At 41.0% G+C, this 15,331-nt stretch carries 15 protein-coding genes and 1 tRNA gene; 11 read left to right on the plus strand and 5 right to left on the minus strand.

Annotation, left to right across the window (positions count from 1 at the left end; all coding sequences use genetic code 11):
* Both TZ94_RS00005 and TZ94_RS00010 read left to right on the plus strand, forming a co-directional pair.
* On the plus strand, positions 1 to 1,650 hold a 1,650-nt coding region (locus TZ94_RS00005; RefSeq protein ID WP_045613055.1), incomplete at its 5' end, for an LPXTG cell wall anchor domain-containing protein.
* Between the two features lie 146 nt (positions 1,651 to 1,796).
* On the plus strand, positions 1,797 to 2,363 hold the full coding sequence (locus TZ94_RS00010) for a sugar O-acetyltransferase (RefSeq protein WP_045613059.1): 567 nt from the start codon (positions 1,797 to 1,799) through the stop codon (positions 2,361 to 2,363).
* 28 nt (positions 2,364 to 2,391) lie between these two features.
* Here TZ94_RS00010 and TZ94_RS00015 read toward each other — a convergent pair whose 3' ends face one another.
* Positions 2,392 to 3,075 (minus strand): DUF4956 domain-containing protein, encoded by a 684-nt coding sequence (locus TZ94_RS00015; RefSeq protein WP_045613060.1) that lies wholly within the window; start codon positions 3,073 to 3,075, stop codon positions 2,392 to 2,394.
* The gene (locus tag TZ94_RS00020) at positions 3,068 to 3,844 is read right to left on the minus strand and encodes a polyphosphate polymerase domain-containing protein (RefSeq protein ID WP_045613062.1); all 777 of its coding nucleotides are present in this window, start codon (positions 3,842 to 3,844) and stop codon (positions 3,068 to 3,070) included. The genes TZ94_RS00015 and TZ94_RS00020 overlap by 8 nt, the downstream gene beginning before the upstream one ends.
* A 206-nt stretch (positions 3,845 to 4,050) precedes the next feature.
* On the opposite strand from TZ94_RS00020, the gene TZ94_RS00025 reads away from it, so the two are divergent.
* Positions 4,051 to 5,298, plus strand: coding sequence for a carbohydrate-binding domain-containing protein (locus TZ94_RS00025; RefSeq protein WP_045613064.1), 1,248 nt, complete (start codon positions 4,051 to 4,053; stop codon positions 5,296 to 5,298).
* A gap of 62 nt (positions 5,299 to 5,360) precedes the next feature.
* Here TZ94_RS00025 and TZ94_RS00030 read toward each other — a convergent pair whose 3' ends face one another.
* From TZ94_RS00030 to TZ94_RS00040, 3 genes are all read right to left on the minus strand, one after another.
* A complete protein-coding gene (locus TZ94_RS00030; protein ID WP_000020982.1) occupies positions 5,361 to 5,564 on the minus strand; it encodes a CsbD family protein in 204 nt (67 codons plus the stop codon).
* A 117-nt stretch (positions 5,565 to 5,681) separates the two neighbouring features.
* Positions 5,682 to 6,314 carry a DUF421 domain-containing protein gene (locus tag TZ94_RS00035; RefSeq protein ID WP_045613067.1) on the minus strand — a complete coding sequence of 211 codons (633 nt, stop codon included), beginning with the start codon at positions 6,312 to 6,314 and terminating at the stop codon, positions 5,682 to 5,684.
* On the minus strand, positions 6,311 to 6,763 hold the full coding sequence (locus TZ94_RS00040) for a DUF3290 family protein (RefSeq protein ID WP_006154032.1): 453 nt from the start codon (positions 6,761 to 6,763) through the stop codon (positions 6,311 to 6,313). Before TZ94_RS00040 ends, TZ94_RS00035 begins: the two co-directional genes overlap by 4 nt.
* Positions 6,764 to 6,954: 191 nt before the next feature.
* On the opposite strand from TZ94_RS00040, the gene TZ94_RS00045 reads away from it, so the two are divergent.
* The 8 genes from TZ94_RS00045 (at position 6,955) to TZ94_RS00080 (ending at position 15,155) form a co-directional block, all read left to right on the plus strand.
* Positions 6,955 to 7,719 carry a nucleoside phosphorylase gene (locus tag TZ94_RS00045; protein WP_045613070.1) on the plus strand — a complete coding sequence of 255 codons (765 nt, stop codon included), beginning with the start codon at positions 6,955 to 6,957 and terminating at the stop codon, positions 7,717 to 7,719.
* 33 nt (positions 7,720 to 7,752) lie between these two features.
* On the plus strand, positions 7,753 to 9,129 hold the full coding sequence (locus TZ94_RS00050; RefSeq protein ID WP_045613072.1) for a TrkH family potassium uptake protein: 1,377 nt from the start codon (positions 7,753 to 7,755) through the stop codon (positions 9,127 to 9,129).
* Positions 9,130 to 9,142: 13 nt separating this feature from the next.
* Complete coding sequence (locus TZ94_RS00055; RefSeq protein WP_045613074.1) at positions 9,143 to 9,808, plus strand: potassium channel family protein; 666 nt, start codon at positions 9,143 to 9,145, stop codon at positions 9,806 to 9,808.
* A gap of 136 nt (positions 9,809 to 9,944) precedes the next feature.
* Positions 9,945 to 12,173 (plus strand): YSIRK signal domain/LPXTG anchor domain surface protein, encoded by a 2,229-nt coding sequence (locus tag TZ94_RS00060; RefSeq protein WP_045613075.1) that lies wholly within the window; start codon positions 9,945 to 9,947, stop codon positions 12,171 to 12,173.
* Between the two features lie 122 nt (positions 12,174 to 12,295).
* Positions 12,296 to 12,994: a response regulator transcription factor gene (locus tag TZ94_RS00065; RefSeq protein ID WP_045613077.1), complete on the plus strand. Its 699-nt coding sequence runs from the start codon at positions 12,296 to 12,298 to the stop codon at positions 12,992 to 12,994.
* Positions 12,991 to 14,043: a sensor histidine kinase gene (locus TZ94_RS00070; RefSeq protein WP_045613078.1), complete on the plus strand. Its 1,053-nt coding sequence runs from the start codon at positions 12,991 to 12,993 to the stop codon at positions 14,041 to 14,043. Before TZ94_RS00065 ends, TZ94_RS00070 begins: the two co-directional genes overlap by 4 nt.
* Before the next feature lie 194 nt (positions 14,044 to 14,237).
* On the plus strand, positions 14,238 to 14,849 hold the full coding sequence (gene rpsD, locus TZ94_RS00075) for a 30S ribosomal protein S4 (RefSeq protein WP_006144803.1): 612 nt from the start codon (positions 14,238 to 14,240) through the stop codon (positions 14,847 to 14,849).
* 234 nt (positions 14,850 to 15,083) lie between these two features.
* Positions 15,084 to 15,155 (plus strand) — tRNA-Glu (locus TZ94_RS00080).
* Positions 15,156 to 15,331: the final 176 nt, after the last annotated feature.

Raw genomic sequence — 15,331 nt, forward strand, 5'->3', positions numbered from 1 at the left:
CGTGTAGATAAGAATGGTACACCAGTAACAGGTAAGTACACACCAACAGTAACTCCGGTAACTCCTACAGCTGAAGAAGTAACTTCAAAAGATAAACAAGGGCAAACTCAAACAGGTAAGCCTAAGTTTACAGAAGGTGATCCAGTAGTTCCAATGGATGATGATACGCCAGCAACATTCGAAGATGGTTCAACAACGAAAACAATTCCAGGCGAAGGTACTTATACAGTAGCCCCAGATGGAAGTGTAACCTTCGTACCAGAGAAATCATTCATCGGAACAGGAACAGGCGTAACAGTTAAGCGTGTAGATAAGAATGGTACACCAGTAACAGGTAAGTACACACCAACAGTAACTCCGGTAACTCCTACAGCTGAAGAAGTAACTTCAATTGATAAACAAGGGCAAACTCAAACAGGTAAGCCTAAGTTTACAGAAGGTGATCCAGTAGTTCCAATGGATGATGATACGCCAGCTACATTCGAAGATGGTTCAACAACGAAAACAATTCCAGGCGAAGGAACCTACACAGTAGCTCCAGATGGAAGTGTAACCTTCGTACCAGAGAAATCATTCATCGGAACAGGAACAGGTGTGACTGTTAAACGTGTAGATAAGAATGGTACACCAGTAACAGGTAAGTACACACCAACAGTAACACCAGTAACTCCTACAGGTGAACCGGCAACAACAATTGGTCCAAAAGGTCAAGAGCAATCTGGTAAACCAATATTCAAGGAAGGCGATAGCCGTGTTCCTATGAATGATGATGTTCCAGCTACATTTGACGATGGTTCAACAACTAAGACTATTCCAGGTGTAGGTACGTATACAGTAGCTCCTGACGGAACTGTAACCTTTAAACCAGAACCAGAATTTACTGGATCTGCTCCATCAGTGACAGTTGTTCGTGAAGATATGAATGGTACTAAAGCTTCTGCAACGTACACACCAACTGTAATTCCTGTTACTACATTCGTAGATAAAGAAGGAAAAGCAATCCCAGGATATCCAACAGAGGATGGTGAACAACCTAAAGCTGAGATCCCAGGTTACCGTTTCGTTGAAACTAAGAAATTGCCTAATGGTGACACTGAACATGTCTATGAAAAAGTGAAGACAAGTCATAAGGATAAGGAAGGTAACGAGATTCCAGGATATCCAATCGAAGACGGTGAAAATCCTAATAGAGATATTCCAGGTTACCGCTTCGTAGAGACTAAGAAACTTCCAAACGGTGATACAGAGCACGTTTATGAGAAAGTACCAACACCAGATCCAGTACCAACACCAGATCCAGTGCCAACGCCAGATCCAGTGCCAACGCCAGATCCAGTGCCAACGCCAGATCCAGTGCCAACGCCAGATCCAGTGCCAACGCCAGATCCAGTGCCAACGCCAGATCCAGTGCCAACGCCAGATCCAGTGCCAACGCCAGATCCAGTGCCAACACCAGATCCAGTACCAACACCAGATCCAGTGCCAACACCAGTTCAAGAAAAACCAGCCCCAGTAACTGAAGAGGTCGTTTGGACAACTAACCAATTGCCAAATACAGGTACTAAGGAAAATGCTAGCCTTGCTGCCCTTGGTTTAGTAGGTGTCTTGAGTGGATTTGGACTTATCGCTCGTAAAAAGAAAGAAGACTAATCTGATTTTTACAGAAAAGAAATAGTCAACTTTCTACTTAAAAACTAGTACATCCAAAGATGTACTAGTTTTTTTAATCTCTTTGCTACTTGTCTTAAGGATAGAACTATGCTACAATCTTGTAAAACAAACAAGGACGCTAAACTATGAAAAGTGAATACCAAAAAATGATTGCGGGAGAACCTTATCACCCGTTCGATCCAGAACTTCGTGCTCTAGCACAAAAAGCACGAAAAAAGCAAGCAGCTTTTAATGCAGAAGTCGATTCAGTAAAAGGTATGGAAATCATCAAAGGATGGTTTGGCTCAACTGGTGAAAATCTCTATGTCAATACTCGTTTGGTGGTGGATTATGGTGTCAATATTCATTTGGGAGAAAATTTTTATTCCAATTGGAATCTGACCATGTTGGATGTTTGTCCTATTATCATTGGCGACAATGCAATGATTGGTCCTAACTGCCAATTTTTGACACCTCTTCATCCTCTAGATCCAGAAGAACGAAATTCAGGTTTAGAATTTGGAAAACCAATCACGATTGGTAAAAACTTCTGGGCAGGAGGTGGGGTTATTGTTCTTCCAGGCGTTACACTAGGTGATAATGTTGTTGCAGGAGCAGGAGCTGTCATTACTAAATCTTTTGGTGACAATGTAGTTCTAGCAGGCAATCCAGCACGAGTTATCAAAGAAATTCCAGTCAAAGAAGAAAAATAAAAGAACAGCAAAATGCTGTTCTTTTTTGCTAGAGATTTTTTCTCTTTTTAGCTTTCTTAGTCAAAGCGACGTCACATTTCTCGATCTGTTGTGTCAGATAGCTAGTCATTTGGAAGTCGTCGGTATCAGATTTGAGCTCGACTTCATAGACGATTGTTAGGTTATCACCTGTATTTGTACTATTGATTGTGATCATGTCAATTTCTGAGCAGAATTGATCCAGAGCTGATTGGATAGCTTCCTGTATCTTCTCTTGATTGTCTACCGTGATTGTCAAAAGTCTACGACGTTGATTGTCAGTTTTGACCTGTTGATGTTCCAGAAGGAACCAAACGCCCAAGATAAAGAGCGTGAAGAGAATTGCCAGAAAGAGATAACCTGTCCCACAAGCTAGGCCGATAATCATGGCTAGGAAAATTGCAATCAGTTCTCTTGAACCACTAGTTGCAGAACGGAAACGAATCAAACTAAAAGTTCCTGCTACAGCAATTGAAGTTCCCAAGCTTCCATTGACCAGAAAAATAACCAAGGTCATAAGGCAGGGAAGCAGAGTCAAGCTGATAGCAAATTCTCTGGTGTAGAGGGTCCGATATTTGTAGGTCCAAGTAAGTGCTAAACCGAGGACTAGACTGACTAGAAGTGCCAGCAGTAGTTGGAAGGGGTCTGCACTGGCAGTGGCGTTGTTGAAAATTGAGTTAAATAGATTAAGCATAAGCGGTACCTGATCTTTCTAAACTGGGTCGTGGCGCATAAGGAAGCCCTTGAGATTTGTGGTAAGCACAACTATATTTTGAAAATTTGTGCTCCATCAAACCATACTTGTCTAGGATGTCTTGTAACCACTGGGGTTTGTTTCCAGGAGCCTTAATCTCCATAATTACAGTATCGTTATCTAGTAAAGCATCTCCATGGTTTCCAGCGAAAAGACTGACATTTTCATCTCTATAGACTAGATTCTGGTCAATCGTGACACGGATTTTATTATAATCGTATCCCTCAATGTATTTCTTTTCCTTCAAAGAATAACGATCGTAGTAGATATACATGCGAGGCTTGATGGCTTGCTTGTAATCCTGATGAAGTTTTTTAACCTTTTCAATGACGACTTTGTCGGTAATAGTAGAATCTAATCGTCCCTTGGTCATAAAATTTATGATGGAGCTAGGAGTTGATAGCAATCGGTACTTGCGCCCAACTCCTTCTTGGTCCTTGGTCTTGATTTCTAAAAATACTTGACTATCTACTTTAGGATTACTAAGATAAGTTCGCATCCGCACTTTTTCTTTACGCTTGTTGCCTAGATGATCCTCTTGAAGGACATCAAAGTTATCTGTATCAAAGTAAATATTTGAAATGGTTGAAATGTGGTAGTCGTCTTCTACCAAATACTCCTTTAAATCTTGGATGAGTTTGTCTAAAATTTCTTTTGAGACAACATATTTGGTTTCAATCCGTTTGAAAGTTGTTTCGATTGGTTTCATAAATCTTTCTCCTCTAATCTTCACTTATACTATTTTTAAACAAGGATGAACTTGCTTGTATACGATTTTAAGGAGTTTATCTAAAACTATTGTTAAATTTAACTTAATTGAAACTAAACTTAAGAAAACTTTCAGAAAAAATTTAGGCTTCTTTTAGGAAACTCCCGTAGACTAGGATCATGTAAATGAAAGACGAGGAAATGAGTATGAAAGCAAAAAAATGGACATTCCTATTAACAAGTATAACAACTCTAGCACTGGTAACAGCATGTACCCAGTCAACCTCAAATACAACAGCTAGCAATAGTACTGCAACGACAACAGTAACTACTAATAAGAAAACATCTAGTTACTTTACAGATAAGGACTATGATACTTCTTATGATGAAAAAACAGCAGCAACAGTAACTCTGTCAGGATCAACGGCGACGGTATCAGGTGATGGAGTAGCCGTATCAGGTTCTACCGTTACAATCTCTAAGTCAGGAACTTATGTAATTTCTGGTCAATCCGACGGAGTTCAAATCAAGATTGAAGCTGGAAGTTCAGATGACGTACACATCGTTCTAAATGGTGTCACTATGACCAACACCAATGCAGCAATTTCTGCAACATCAGCTGGCCATGTCTACCTCACTCTAGCAGATGGTACCACAAATAGCCTGTCAGATTCAGCTTCAAACAGTGATGACAAGGCAGATGCTACCCTCTTCTCTAAAGTGGACTTGACCATCAATGGTAAAGGAGCTCTCAATGTAGATGGCAAGAAAAATAACGGTATCAAGACCAATGATACGCTTCACATAACAGGTGGAACCTACAACATCACAGCAGTCGGAGATGCCTTTAATGTCAATGATGAACTTAACATTACTGGCACAACCATGACCGTCGATGCCAAGGAGGACGGCGTCAAGGTAGACAATGATGACGATACATCTGTTGGAACCATGTATCTCTCTGACAATACTATTACTGTTACTGCCGGTGATGATGGTATCCATGCATCAGGTGATTTGGTTATCGATAGTGGTACCTACACTGTTAAGAATTCTACAGAAGGGCTTGAAGGTAAGTCAATCACTATTAACGGTGGGGACATTACTATTTACGCGACAGATGATGGTGTTAATGCAGCTAACAAAAACGCCCAACAAAGCGAAATCTTCTTTACTATGAATGGTGGGAATTTGACAGTTGAAGTTGGCCAAGGGGACACAGATCCAATTGACTCAAATGGAAACATTACAGTTACTGGCGGGACTATTAAAATGACTGGTCAAACAGGATTTGACTTTGACGGAACAGCGACCTACACAGGTGGAGATATCTATCTCAATGGTGAAAAACAAACTGAAATCGTCAATTCTATGCCTGGTGGCGGAGGAGCACCTGGTGGTGGTCCTCAAGGAAATGGTGGCCCTGGAGGTCCCGCTCCTGATGGACGTCCATAAAATAAAAATCTCCTTTCTCGAAAGAGAAGGGAGATTTTTATTGTTGTTAGGACGAGAAAGAGTTATTCTCCGTCTTTTTTAAAGATGTTTTTAACACCAGATACTGCGCCTTCGACAGCTTCTTTTGCATCTTCAGCAACTTCTTTAGCTTTTGAAGCTACCTTTTCTGCAGCTCCTTCTGCTTGAGTTTTTGTATCGCCAGTTAGTTTACCAAAACCTTCTTTAACAGAACCTTTAGCTTGGTTGAATTTTTCTTCGATTGACATGGGGGATACCTCCGTTAATTTTTTGTATTATCTAAATTACATTAGATATTAATTTAAGTATATACCCTTTTATACTAAAAAGCAAAAAACTGATACGAAAAGCATCAGTTTATTTTTTTAATAGGTTACAACATTCAATTGACCTTTATCATATTCAGCGATAAAGATATTTGAGACTTCTTCGAAACCTTTTTCTTTCAATTTCTCAGTTAGCCATTCCTCGGATTTGCCAATGGTTTCTAAGATTTCAACTTGGACAACACCATCTGTAATCACTGGGTACTTAGGATTTTCGTCACCCATTCTTACGACAATCAGCTGTCCGTTTTGCTCAATCACAGCTCTCTTGACATCCTTCAATTGGAAAATTCCTTGAGCGCGCAATTTCAGAGCAACATCAGCTGCAGCTAGACCTTTTGAACGACAGGCTTCAGGATCTAATGTTCCATTTTTTATGATAATAGTTGGTTTCCCGTCAATTAAGTGTTTGAAAAAGGAAATATTGGTATTCAACCATTTAAGGAGCAGGATGAGAATAGTCCAGATGATAAGGATAACAATGTATTGGATGATGGTGATAGAACTATTGTAGATAACCCCACCGATAATACCCCCGAGAACAAAGTTCTGGATTTGATCTACTGCAGAACTTGGTGCTAAATTTCCTTTACCTGTTACGTTAATAACAAAAACAAGAGAAAGTAGCCCCAAGGCTAATTTAATTGCAATCGTAGCAAAAAAGCTTATCATTTTTCAACCTCCACGAGTTCAACATCTGATTTATAGAGTTCCATTTTTTCTAATAAATAGCTATCTTGGTCAGTCCCGCTAATGGCACGATAAAAATTGTTGCCAACCTTAATAATCGCCCCATCAGTCACTGCTGATGTGTTGACATAAACATTTTTCTTATCAACACCTAACTCTTTTGATACAATTTCGATGAAGTGCAAGGAACTACGAAATTGATTATCATTGGATTGGTTGTTTTGAAGATTCGTAATGCTAATCAATACAAAAGCAATTAACGTCAAAATAGAAATGAGCGATAATTCACGGAACTTACTCCCTCTTTTATCTTTGAAAGCCTTAAATGCAAAGAATCCAGTCACAATCACTAAGAGCGTCGACACAATAATCATGACCCAATCCTGTTGACTGATTTGGCTTAGAACATAGTCGTATGAATAGAATTTCATAAGAACCTCCCTTTTTCAAATTCAATCTATTATAAACTAATTCCTAAGTTTTAGCAATTTTGTTAGTAGAGGAAAAAGCATTTAATTGTTGTTTCCTACTTAAGGTAGGTTTTTTATGATTTGACTTAGCCTCCCGTCTTGACTTTCGTTTGGCTTTTGTTATAATAGTAAAAATTTAGAGGAGGTATTCTATGATTCAAAAACATGCTATTCCTATTTTAGAGTTTGACGATAATCCTCAGGCAGTCATCATGCCGAATCACGAAGGCTTGGATTTACAGTTACCAAAGAAGTGCATCTATGCATTTTTGGAAGAAGAGATTGACCGCTATGCTCAGGAAGTAGAAGCAGATTGCGTAGGGGAGTTTGTTTCTGCCACTAAGACCTACCCGGTTTATGTCATGGACTACAAAGGTGAAAAAGTGTGTCTTGCCCAAGCGCCTGTCGGTTCCGCTCCAGCGGCCCAGTTTATGGATTGGTTGATTGGCTATGGTGTGGAGCAAATCATTTCCACTGGTACTTGTGGAGTCCTAGCCGATATAGAGGAAAATGCCTTTCTCGTCCCTGTTCGCGCTCTGCGAGATGAGGGGGCCAGCTACCACTATGTAGCGCCTTCTCGTTATATGGAGATGCAGATTGAGGCTATCTCTGCCATTGAGCAAGTCTTGGAACAACTAGGCATTCCTTACGAGGAGGTCATGACTTGGTCGACAGATGGTTTTTACCGAGAAACGGCTGAAAAAGTTGCCTATCGTAAGGAAGAAGGCTGTGCAGTTGTGGAGATGGAGTGTGCAGCTCTTGCAGCAGTTGCCCAGCTTCGAGGAGTCGTTTGGGGACAACTTCTATTTACAGCCGACTCTCTAGCGGATTTAGAAAATTATGATAGCCGCGATTGGGGTTCAGAAGCTTTTGACAAGGCCTTAGAACTCTGTCTTGAAATCGTTAGTCATATGTGACTGCTTTAATTGTTTTTATGGTACAATGTAACTATGTTATTCAAATCATTTTCGGAAAAAATAAACACGACCTTGGGACGTTTATCACCTGCTCGTCGAATTTTTTTAAGTTTTGCTTTGGTTATTTTCGCAGGCTCTCTCCTTTTGAGTCTGCCATTTGTGCAAGCAACAAGCTCCCAAGCGACCTATTTCGACCATCTCTTTACAGCAGTATCCATGGTCTGTGTGACGGGACTCTTTACTCAACCAGTAGCTACTACATATAACATCTGGGGTCAGTTAATCTGTATGTTTTTGATCCAGATTGGTGGTTTGGGTCTCATGACCTTTATAGGGGTCTTTTATATTCAAAGTAAGCAAAAGCTAAGTCTTCGTAGCCGTGAAACAATTCTGGAGAGCTTTAGTTATGGAGAAACTCATTCTTTAATGGTTTTCATACGTTCGATTTTCTTGACGACTTTTATCGTTGAAGGACTCGGAGCCTTCCTGTTAAGTTTTCGTTTTGTTCCGGAATTTGGTTGGGGCCGAGGAATTTTTACCTCTATCTTCGTAGCTATTTCAGCTTTCTGTAATGCTGGTTTTGATAATTTTGGAAGTACAAGTTTAGTAGCTTTTCAAACTGATCCTTTGATTAATCTAGTGCTTGCTGCTTTGATCATCACAGGCGGTCTAGGGTTCATGGTTTGGTTTGACCTGGCCACGCAGTTGAGCAAGAAAAAACGTCGGCTTCGCTTCCATACCAAGTTGGTTCTCTTCTTGACAGCTGGAATTTTATTTACTGGAACAGTTTCAACCCTCTTGATAGAGTGGAACAATCCGGGAACGATTGGCAATCTCAGCATCCCTGATAAATTGCTAGTCAGTTTTTTCCAAACAGTTAGTATGAGAACGGCAGGTTTTGCTTCTATTGATTACACCCAGGCTCGGCCTGTTACTTTGATGATTTATATCTTACAAATGTTTCTCGGTGGGGCGCCTGGTGGAACAGCTGGGGGGCTTAAAATCACAACCTTCTTTGTATTATTAGTATTTGCACGCAGTGAACTTTTAGGATTACCCCATGCCAATGTAGCTCGGAGAACAATTTTACCTCGGACAGTCCAAAAATCATTCAGTGTCTTTATTATCTTCTTGATAACTTTCTTGCTGGGCTTGATTCTGTTAGGGGTAACCGCAGAAGGAAATCCGCGCTTTATCTACATCATGTTTGAAACAATTTCTGCCCTTGCTACGGTCGGAGTAACTGCAAATTTGACACCAGAGTTAGGCAGATTAGCTCTTAGCATTATCATGCTACTGATGTTTATCGGACGAATTGGGCCACTGACGCTATTAGTTAGTTTGGCTGAGTATCAACCAGATAAGAAAGATATGATCCACTATATGAAAGCAGATATTACCATAGGATAGGAAAGGATAAACTATGTCAGATCGGACAATCGGAATTTTAGGTTTAGGAATTTTTGGGAGCAGTGTTCTCGCAGCGCTTGCCAAGCATGATATCAATATCATAGCTATTGACGACCATGAGGAACTTATCAATCAATTTGAACCTGTTTTAGTTCGCGGTGTTGTTGGAGATATCACAGATGAAGAACTCTTGTTATCAGCCGGGATTGATACCTGTGATACGGTTGTGGTCGCAACTGGTGAAAACTTGGAGTCTAGTGTTCTTGCGGTTATGCATTGCAAGGATTTGGGAGTACCAACTGTTATTGCTAAGGTCAAAAGTCATACAGCAAAAAAAGTACTTGAAAAAATCGGTGCAGACTCTGTTATTTCGCCAGAGTATGAAATGGGTCGTTCATTAGCACAAACGATTCTCTTTCATAATAGCGTAGACGTCTTTCAGTTGGATAAGAATGTCTCCATTGTTGAGATGAAAATCCCTGCATCTTGGGTAGGTCAGAGTCTTAGCCAATTAAATCTTAGAGGACGCTATAATCTCAATATACTCGGTTTTCGTAAATACGAGAATGCTCCACTAGATGTTCAATTCGGACCGGAAGACCTTTTACAGTCTGATACCTCTATCATGGCTATTATTAATAACCAATACTTAGATAATCTTGCAAACCTCAATGAGTAGAAGAAAAAGATTATTGAGTCAATATAAGTATTTTATAAGAGGGATTTAAGAAAAATTTTAACTTTTTCTTAATCCTTTTTAATTTCAGGAGATTATACTAGAGTCATCAAAAAAAGAAAACTCTAAGGAGAATCCTATGAAATTCAATCCAAATCAGAGATATACTCGTTGGTCTATTCGCCGTCTCAGTGTCGGTGTTGCTTCAGTTGTTGTAGCTAGTGGCTTCTTTGTCCTGGTCGGACAACCAAGTTCTGCGCGTGCTGATGTGGTCAATCCGACCACTGCTCAAGTCGTGCCAGATGCAGATTCGGTGAGTGAAAAGAGCGACTTACCAGCAGAGGCTCTAAAAAAAGCAGTCGATGTAGCTCTTCCTTCAGAACAGGCAGATTCAGTACCTAAAGTAAGCTTGGATTCTACAAGCTCTCCAGAAAAAGCGGATGTAGCTGATAAAGACCAAGTAGTAGTTCCCAAAGAAGAAGTGCAAGCAAAACCAGAATCTAAGAAACAAACAGAAGATACGGTTAAACCTGCAACAAATTCTGCTCCTGTAGTCTCTGGACAAGACCGTGAGGCAAGTGAAGCTCAACCAGCAACCACTCCAGCTGAAGTTCAAAAAGGTGTGGCCGACAATACCAAAGACACAGTAGATGTCCCAGCTACTTACTTGGACAAGGCTAACTTCCCAGGTCCATTCACAGCCGGTGTTAACCAAGTCATTCCATACGAATTCTTTGCTGGTGACGGTATGTTGACTCGTTTGATTCTGAAGGCATCAGACAAGGCTCCATGGTCAGACAATGGTTCAGCTAAAAATCCTGCCCTCCCACCAGTAGAAAAATTAGGCAAAGGTCTCTACTTCTATGAAGTGGATTTGGCTGGCACTCAAGGTAAATCAGATAAAGACCTTCTTGACCTCTTGAAACAAAATGGTACGCAAAGCTATCAAGCTACTATTAAAGTGTACGGTGCGAAAGATGGCAAGGCCGATTTAAGCAACCTCGTAGCGACTAAAAATTTGGATGTCAACTTGAACGGCTTGACCACTCCAGTTGAAGTACAAAAAGGTGTAGCCGACAACACTAAAGACACAGTAGATGTTCCAGCTTCTTACTTGGACAAGGCCAATTACCCAGGTCCATTCACCGCCGGTGTCAACCAAGTCATTCCATATGAATTCTTTGCTGGTGACGGTATGTTGACTCGCCTTATCTTGAAAGCTTCTGACAAGGCTCCGTGGTCAGACAATGGCTCGGCTAAAAATCCTGCTCTCCCACCAGTAGAGAAATTGGGCAAAGGCCTTTACTTCTATGAAGTGGATTTGGCTGGCACTCAAGGTAAATCAGATAAAGACCTTCTTGACCTCTTGAAACAAAACGGCACTCAAAGCTATAAAGCTACTATTAAAGTGTATGGTGCGAAAGATGGTAAGGTCGATTTAAGCAACCTCGTAGCGACTAAAAATTTGGATGTCAACTTGAACGGCTTGACCACTCCAGTTGAAGTACAAAAAGGTGTAGCCGACAACACTAAAGACACGGTAGACGTCCCAGCTACATACTTGGATAAAGCCAACTTCCCAGGTCCATTCACAGCCGGTGTCAACCGAGTCATTCCATACGAATTCTTCGCCGGTGACGGTATGTTGACTCGTTTGATTCTGAAGGCATCAGACAAGACTCCATGGTCAGATAATGGCTCAGCCAAAAATCCCGCCCTTCCACCAGTAGAAAAATTAGGCAAAGGCCTTTACTTCTATGAAGTGGACTTGGCAGGTACTCAAGGCAAATCTGACAAAGAGCTGCTTGACTTGTTAAAACAAAACGGCACTCAAAGCTATAAAGCTACTATTAAAGTGTACGGTGCAAAAGATGGCAAGGCCGATTTGACAAATCTGGTAGCGACTAAGGATTTGACAGTGAACTTGAATGGACATCAGTCTCTTATTCCGATGCAGTCAGATTTCGTTCCATCTTCTAATGGTTCAGCTATGCTGACTCCAATGATGAATAGTCATCAAGGTGCTTCTAATATGAAAGCTCAAATGCCAGCTGCTAGCCAGGATAAGATGATGCCTAACAAAGAGCGAGACAAAACCATGAATGTTAGACAGCTAATGGCAACTCCAAGTATGAAGCAAGACCAAGCTCCAGCAGCCTCAAGCAAGATGTCTGATGAAGGCAAGATGGCATCTAATAATAAGGTATCAAGTCCAATGATGGCTGATCAAATGAAAGAACCAAAAGGCATGCTTCCATATACCGGTGAAGCCCAAACCTCAATGACTACTCTTGGATTCTTTGGACTCGCCTTGGCCGGACTGTTAGGTGGCCTCGGTTTAAAAGCTAAAAGAGAGGAAAATGACTAGTCTGGCTACAGACTTTCTATCTAGGATTTGAAAAATCCAGATAGCGATTAGAATGTTCGTAAAGCGATTAAAATAGTGTTATACTATTGTGGTATAGCACTGTTTTTTCAAAGGAGAGACAGATGGGAAAGACCATTTTACTCGTTGACGACGAGGTAGAAATCACAGATATTCATCAACGCTATCTGGTTCAGGCAGGATATCAGGTTTTGGTGGCCCATGATGGAGTAGAGGCTTTAGAAATCTTCAAGCGAAAACCGATTGATTTGATTATTACAGATATCATGATGCCTCGGATGGATGGCTATGATTTGATTAGTGAGGTTCAGTATCATTCTCCAGATCAGCCTTTTCTCTTTATCACGGCTAAGACCAGTGAGCAAGACAAGATTTATGGACTAAGCTTGGGGGCAGACGACTTTATTGCCAAGCCATTTAGCCCTCGTGAGTTGGTTTTACGTGTCCACAATATCTTGCGTCGCCTTCATCGTGGAGGTGAGACAGAAGTCGTCAGTCTCGGGGATTTACGGATGAATCACGGTAGTCATGAGGTTTCTATCGGAGGTGTATCGCTTGATCTAACAGTCAAATCCTTCGAGCTTTTATGGCTTTTAGCCAGCAATCCAAAGCGGGTTTTCTCTAAGACAGATCTCTATGAAAAGGTTTGGCAAGAAGACTATGTGGATGATACCAATACCTTGAATGTTCATATTCATGCATTGAGGCAGGAGTTGGCTAAATATGCCAGTGCAGAAACGCCCACCATCAAAACCGTTTGGGGCTTGGGCTATAAAATTGAGAAAGCACGAGGTAGTCAATGAAATTAAAAAGTTATATTCTAGTGGGTTATATCATTTCAACACTCTTAACGATTATCGTAGTTTTTTGGGCGGTCCAGCGAATGTTAATTGACGAAAGAGAGATTTATTTCCTAGTGGGAATGACTCTCATGGCAAGTTTTGTTGGTGCTGGGATTAGTCTCTATCTCCTATCACCGGTCTTTACTTCATTGGGTAAACTGAAGGAACATGCCAAGCGAGTAGCGGACAAGGATTTTCCTTCAAATTTTGAGGTTAAAGGGCCTGTGGAATTTCAGCAGTTAGGACAAGCTTTCAATGAAATGTCACATGATTTACAGGCGACCTTTGATTCCTTGGAAGAAAGCGAACGAGAAAAGGGCTTGATGATTGCCCAGTTGTCGCATGATATCAAGACCCCCATCACTTCGATCCAAGCGACGGTAGAAGGGATTTTGGACGGGGTTATCAAGGAAGGAGAACAAGCCCATTATCTAGCAACCATTGGACGCCAGACAGAACGGCTTAATAAACTGGTTGAAGAGTTGAATTTTTTGAGCCTAAATACAGCTAGAAATCAGGAGAAGACGACTGGAAAAGACAGCATTTTTCTGGATCAGCTTTTGATTGAGTGCATGAGTGAATTTCAATTTTTGATTGAGCAGGAGGAGAGAGATGTCCACTTGCAAGTGATTCCAGAGTCTGCCCGGTTTGAAGGAGATTATGCCAAGCTTTCTCGTATCTTGGTTAATCTGGTTAATAACGCTTTTAAATACTCTGCTCCAGGAACCAAGCTGGAAGTGGTAGCTAAACTGGAGAAGCATCAGCTTTCAATCAGTGTGACCGATGAGGGACAGGGCATTGCCACAGAGGATTTAGAGAATATTTTCAAACGCCTTTATCGTGTTGAAACTTCGCGTAATATGAAAACAGGTGGTCATGGATTAGGTCTTGCGATTGCGCGTGAATTAGCCCATCAATTAGGTGGAGAAATCACAGTTACCAGCCAGTACGGCCTAGGAAGCACCTTTACCCTCCTTCTCAACCTTTCTGGTAGTGAAAATAAAGCTTAACTCCCCTTTACAAATTCAATAATTCATGATATAATAGTCTTTGTGTGAAATAGCAGCAGGAAAGCATGAAGCTCGTCAACAGGTGTCTTATGATAAGTAACCTTGGCTGTTTAGGCGAAGGGCATCTGCACGAATCAGGGCTTTCTAAGTGACTATTTCCACCGAAATATTATTTATATCAGGAGGACATTCACATGTCACGTTATACAGGACCATCTTGGAAACAAGCTCGTCGCCTTGGCCTTTCACTTACAGGTACAGGTAAAGAATTGGCACGTCGTAACTACGTACCAGGACAACACGGACCAAACAACCGTTCTAAATTGTCAGAATACGGTTTGCAATTGGCTGAAAAACAAAAACTTCGTTTCACTTACGGTGTTGGTGAAAAACAATTCCGTAACTTGTTCGTAGAAGCTACAAAAATCAAAGGCGGAATCCTTGGTTTCAACTTCATGCTTCTTTTGGAACGTCGTTTGGATAACGTTGTTTACCGTCTTGGTCTTGCGACTACTCGTCGTCAAGCTCGTCAATTCGTAAACCACGGTCACATCCTTGTTGACGGAAAACGCGTTGATATCCCATCATACCGTGTAACTCCAGGTCAAGTGATCTCAGTTCGCGAAAAATCATTGAAAGTTCCAGCAATCCTTGAAGCTGTTGAAGCAACTCTTGGACGTCCAGCATTCGTATCATTCGACGCTGATAAATTGGAAGGTTCATTGACTCGTTTGCCAGAACGCGATGAAATCAACCCAGAAATCAACGAAGCACTTATCGTTGAATTCTACAACAAAATGCTTTAATTTTAAGATTTGTTTTACAAAAAGCCTACAACAGTGGGCTTTTTTCTTTATCTTAAAATGTTGGCCTCTGGGTTTGTTCCCCTTTTTACTCCCCTTATAGTGCTTTTCGGTCTAGGAAGACTACTATTTAAAATTAAAGATTAAGATTTAATAAAAAAATATCAGAAAAAAATAATCTCAAGTTCTTGACAAGCGCCAAAAAGTAGGTATAATAGAAAGAGTTGAAAAACTCAAGGTCCGTTGGTCAAGGGGTTAAGACACCGCCTTTTCACGGCGGTAACACGGGTTCGAATCCCGTACGGACTATGGGTGTATCGCGGTTGATGGGAATAGGATATAAAAAAAGTTAAAAAAACCTGTTGACAGAGAAAACTGACTGTGATATACTAATATAGTTGTCGCAAGCGCGACAAAGACCTTTGAAAACTGAACAAGACGAACCAATGTGCAGGGCACTATAACTGAAGGTTATAGTACTGAAC

Origin of the sequence: Streptococcus infantis (genome assembly GCF_000960085.1) — a bacterium.
GTDB lineage: Bacteria > Bacillota > Bacilli > Lactobacillales > Streptococcaceae > Streptococcus > Streptococcus infantis_C.

Excerpts from the sequence above, each read along its gene's own strand:
- TZ94_RS00045 (WP_045613070.1), top strand. The coding sequence starts at position 6,955 with ATGATTCAAAAACATGCTATTCCTATTTTAGAGTTTGACGATAATCCT.
- TZ94_RS00010 (WP_045613059.1), top strand. The coding sequence starts at position 1,797 with ATGAAAAGTGAATACCAAAAAATGATTGCGGGAGAACCTTATCACCCG.
- TZ94_RS00035 (WP_045613067.1), bottom strand. The coding sequence starts at position 6,314 with ATGATAAGCTTTTTTGCTACGATTGCAATTAAATTAGCCTTGGGGCTA.
- TZ94_RS00065 (WP_045613077.1), top strand. The coding sequence starts at position 12,296 with ATGGGAAAGACCATTTTACTCGTTGACGACGAGGTAGAAATCACAGAT.
- TZ94_RS00055 (WP_045613074.1), top strand. The coding sequence starts at position 9,143 with ATGTCAGATCGGACAATCGGAATTTTAGGTTTAGGAATTTTTGGGAGC.
- TZ94_RS00070 (WP_045613078.1), top strand. The coding sequence starts at position 12,991 with ATGAAATTAAAAAGTTATATTCTAGTGGGTTATATCATTTCAACACTC.
- TZ94_RS00025 (WP_045613064.1), top strand. The coding sequence starts at position 4,051 with ATGAAAGCAAAAAAATGGACATTCCTATTAACAAGTATAACAACTCTA.
- TZ94_RS00050 (WP_045613072.1), top strand. The coding sequence starts at position 7,753 with ATGTTATTCAAATCATTTTCGGAAAAAATAAACACGACCTTGGGACGT.
- TZ94_RS00060 (WP_045613075.1), top strand. The coding sequence starts at position 9,945 with ATGAAATTCAATCCAAATCAGAGATATACTCGTTGGTCTATTCGCCGT.
- TZ94_RS00020 (WP_045613062.1), bottom strand. The coding sequence starts at position 3,844 with ATGAAACCAATCGAAACAACTTTCAAACGGATTGAAACCAAATATGTT.
- TZ94_RS00030 (WP_000020982.1), bottom strand. The coding sequence starts at position 5,564 with ATGTCAATCGAAGAAAAATTCAACCAAGCTAAAGGTTCTGTTAAAGAA.
- rpsD (WP_006144803.1), top strand. The coding sequence starts at position 14,238 with ATGTCACGTTATACAGGACCATCTTGGAAACAAGCTCGTCGCCTTGGC.
- TZ94_RS00015 (WP_045613060.1), bottom strand. The coding sequence starts at position 3,075 with ATGCTTAATCTATTTAACTCAATTTTCAACAACGCCACTGCCAGTGCA.
- TZ94_RS00040 (WP_006154032.1), bottom strand. The coding sequence starts at position 6,763 with ATGAAATTCTATTCATACGACTATGTTCTAAGCCAAATCAGTCAACAG.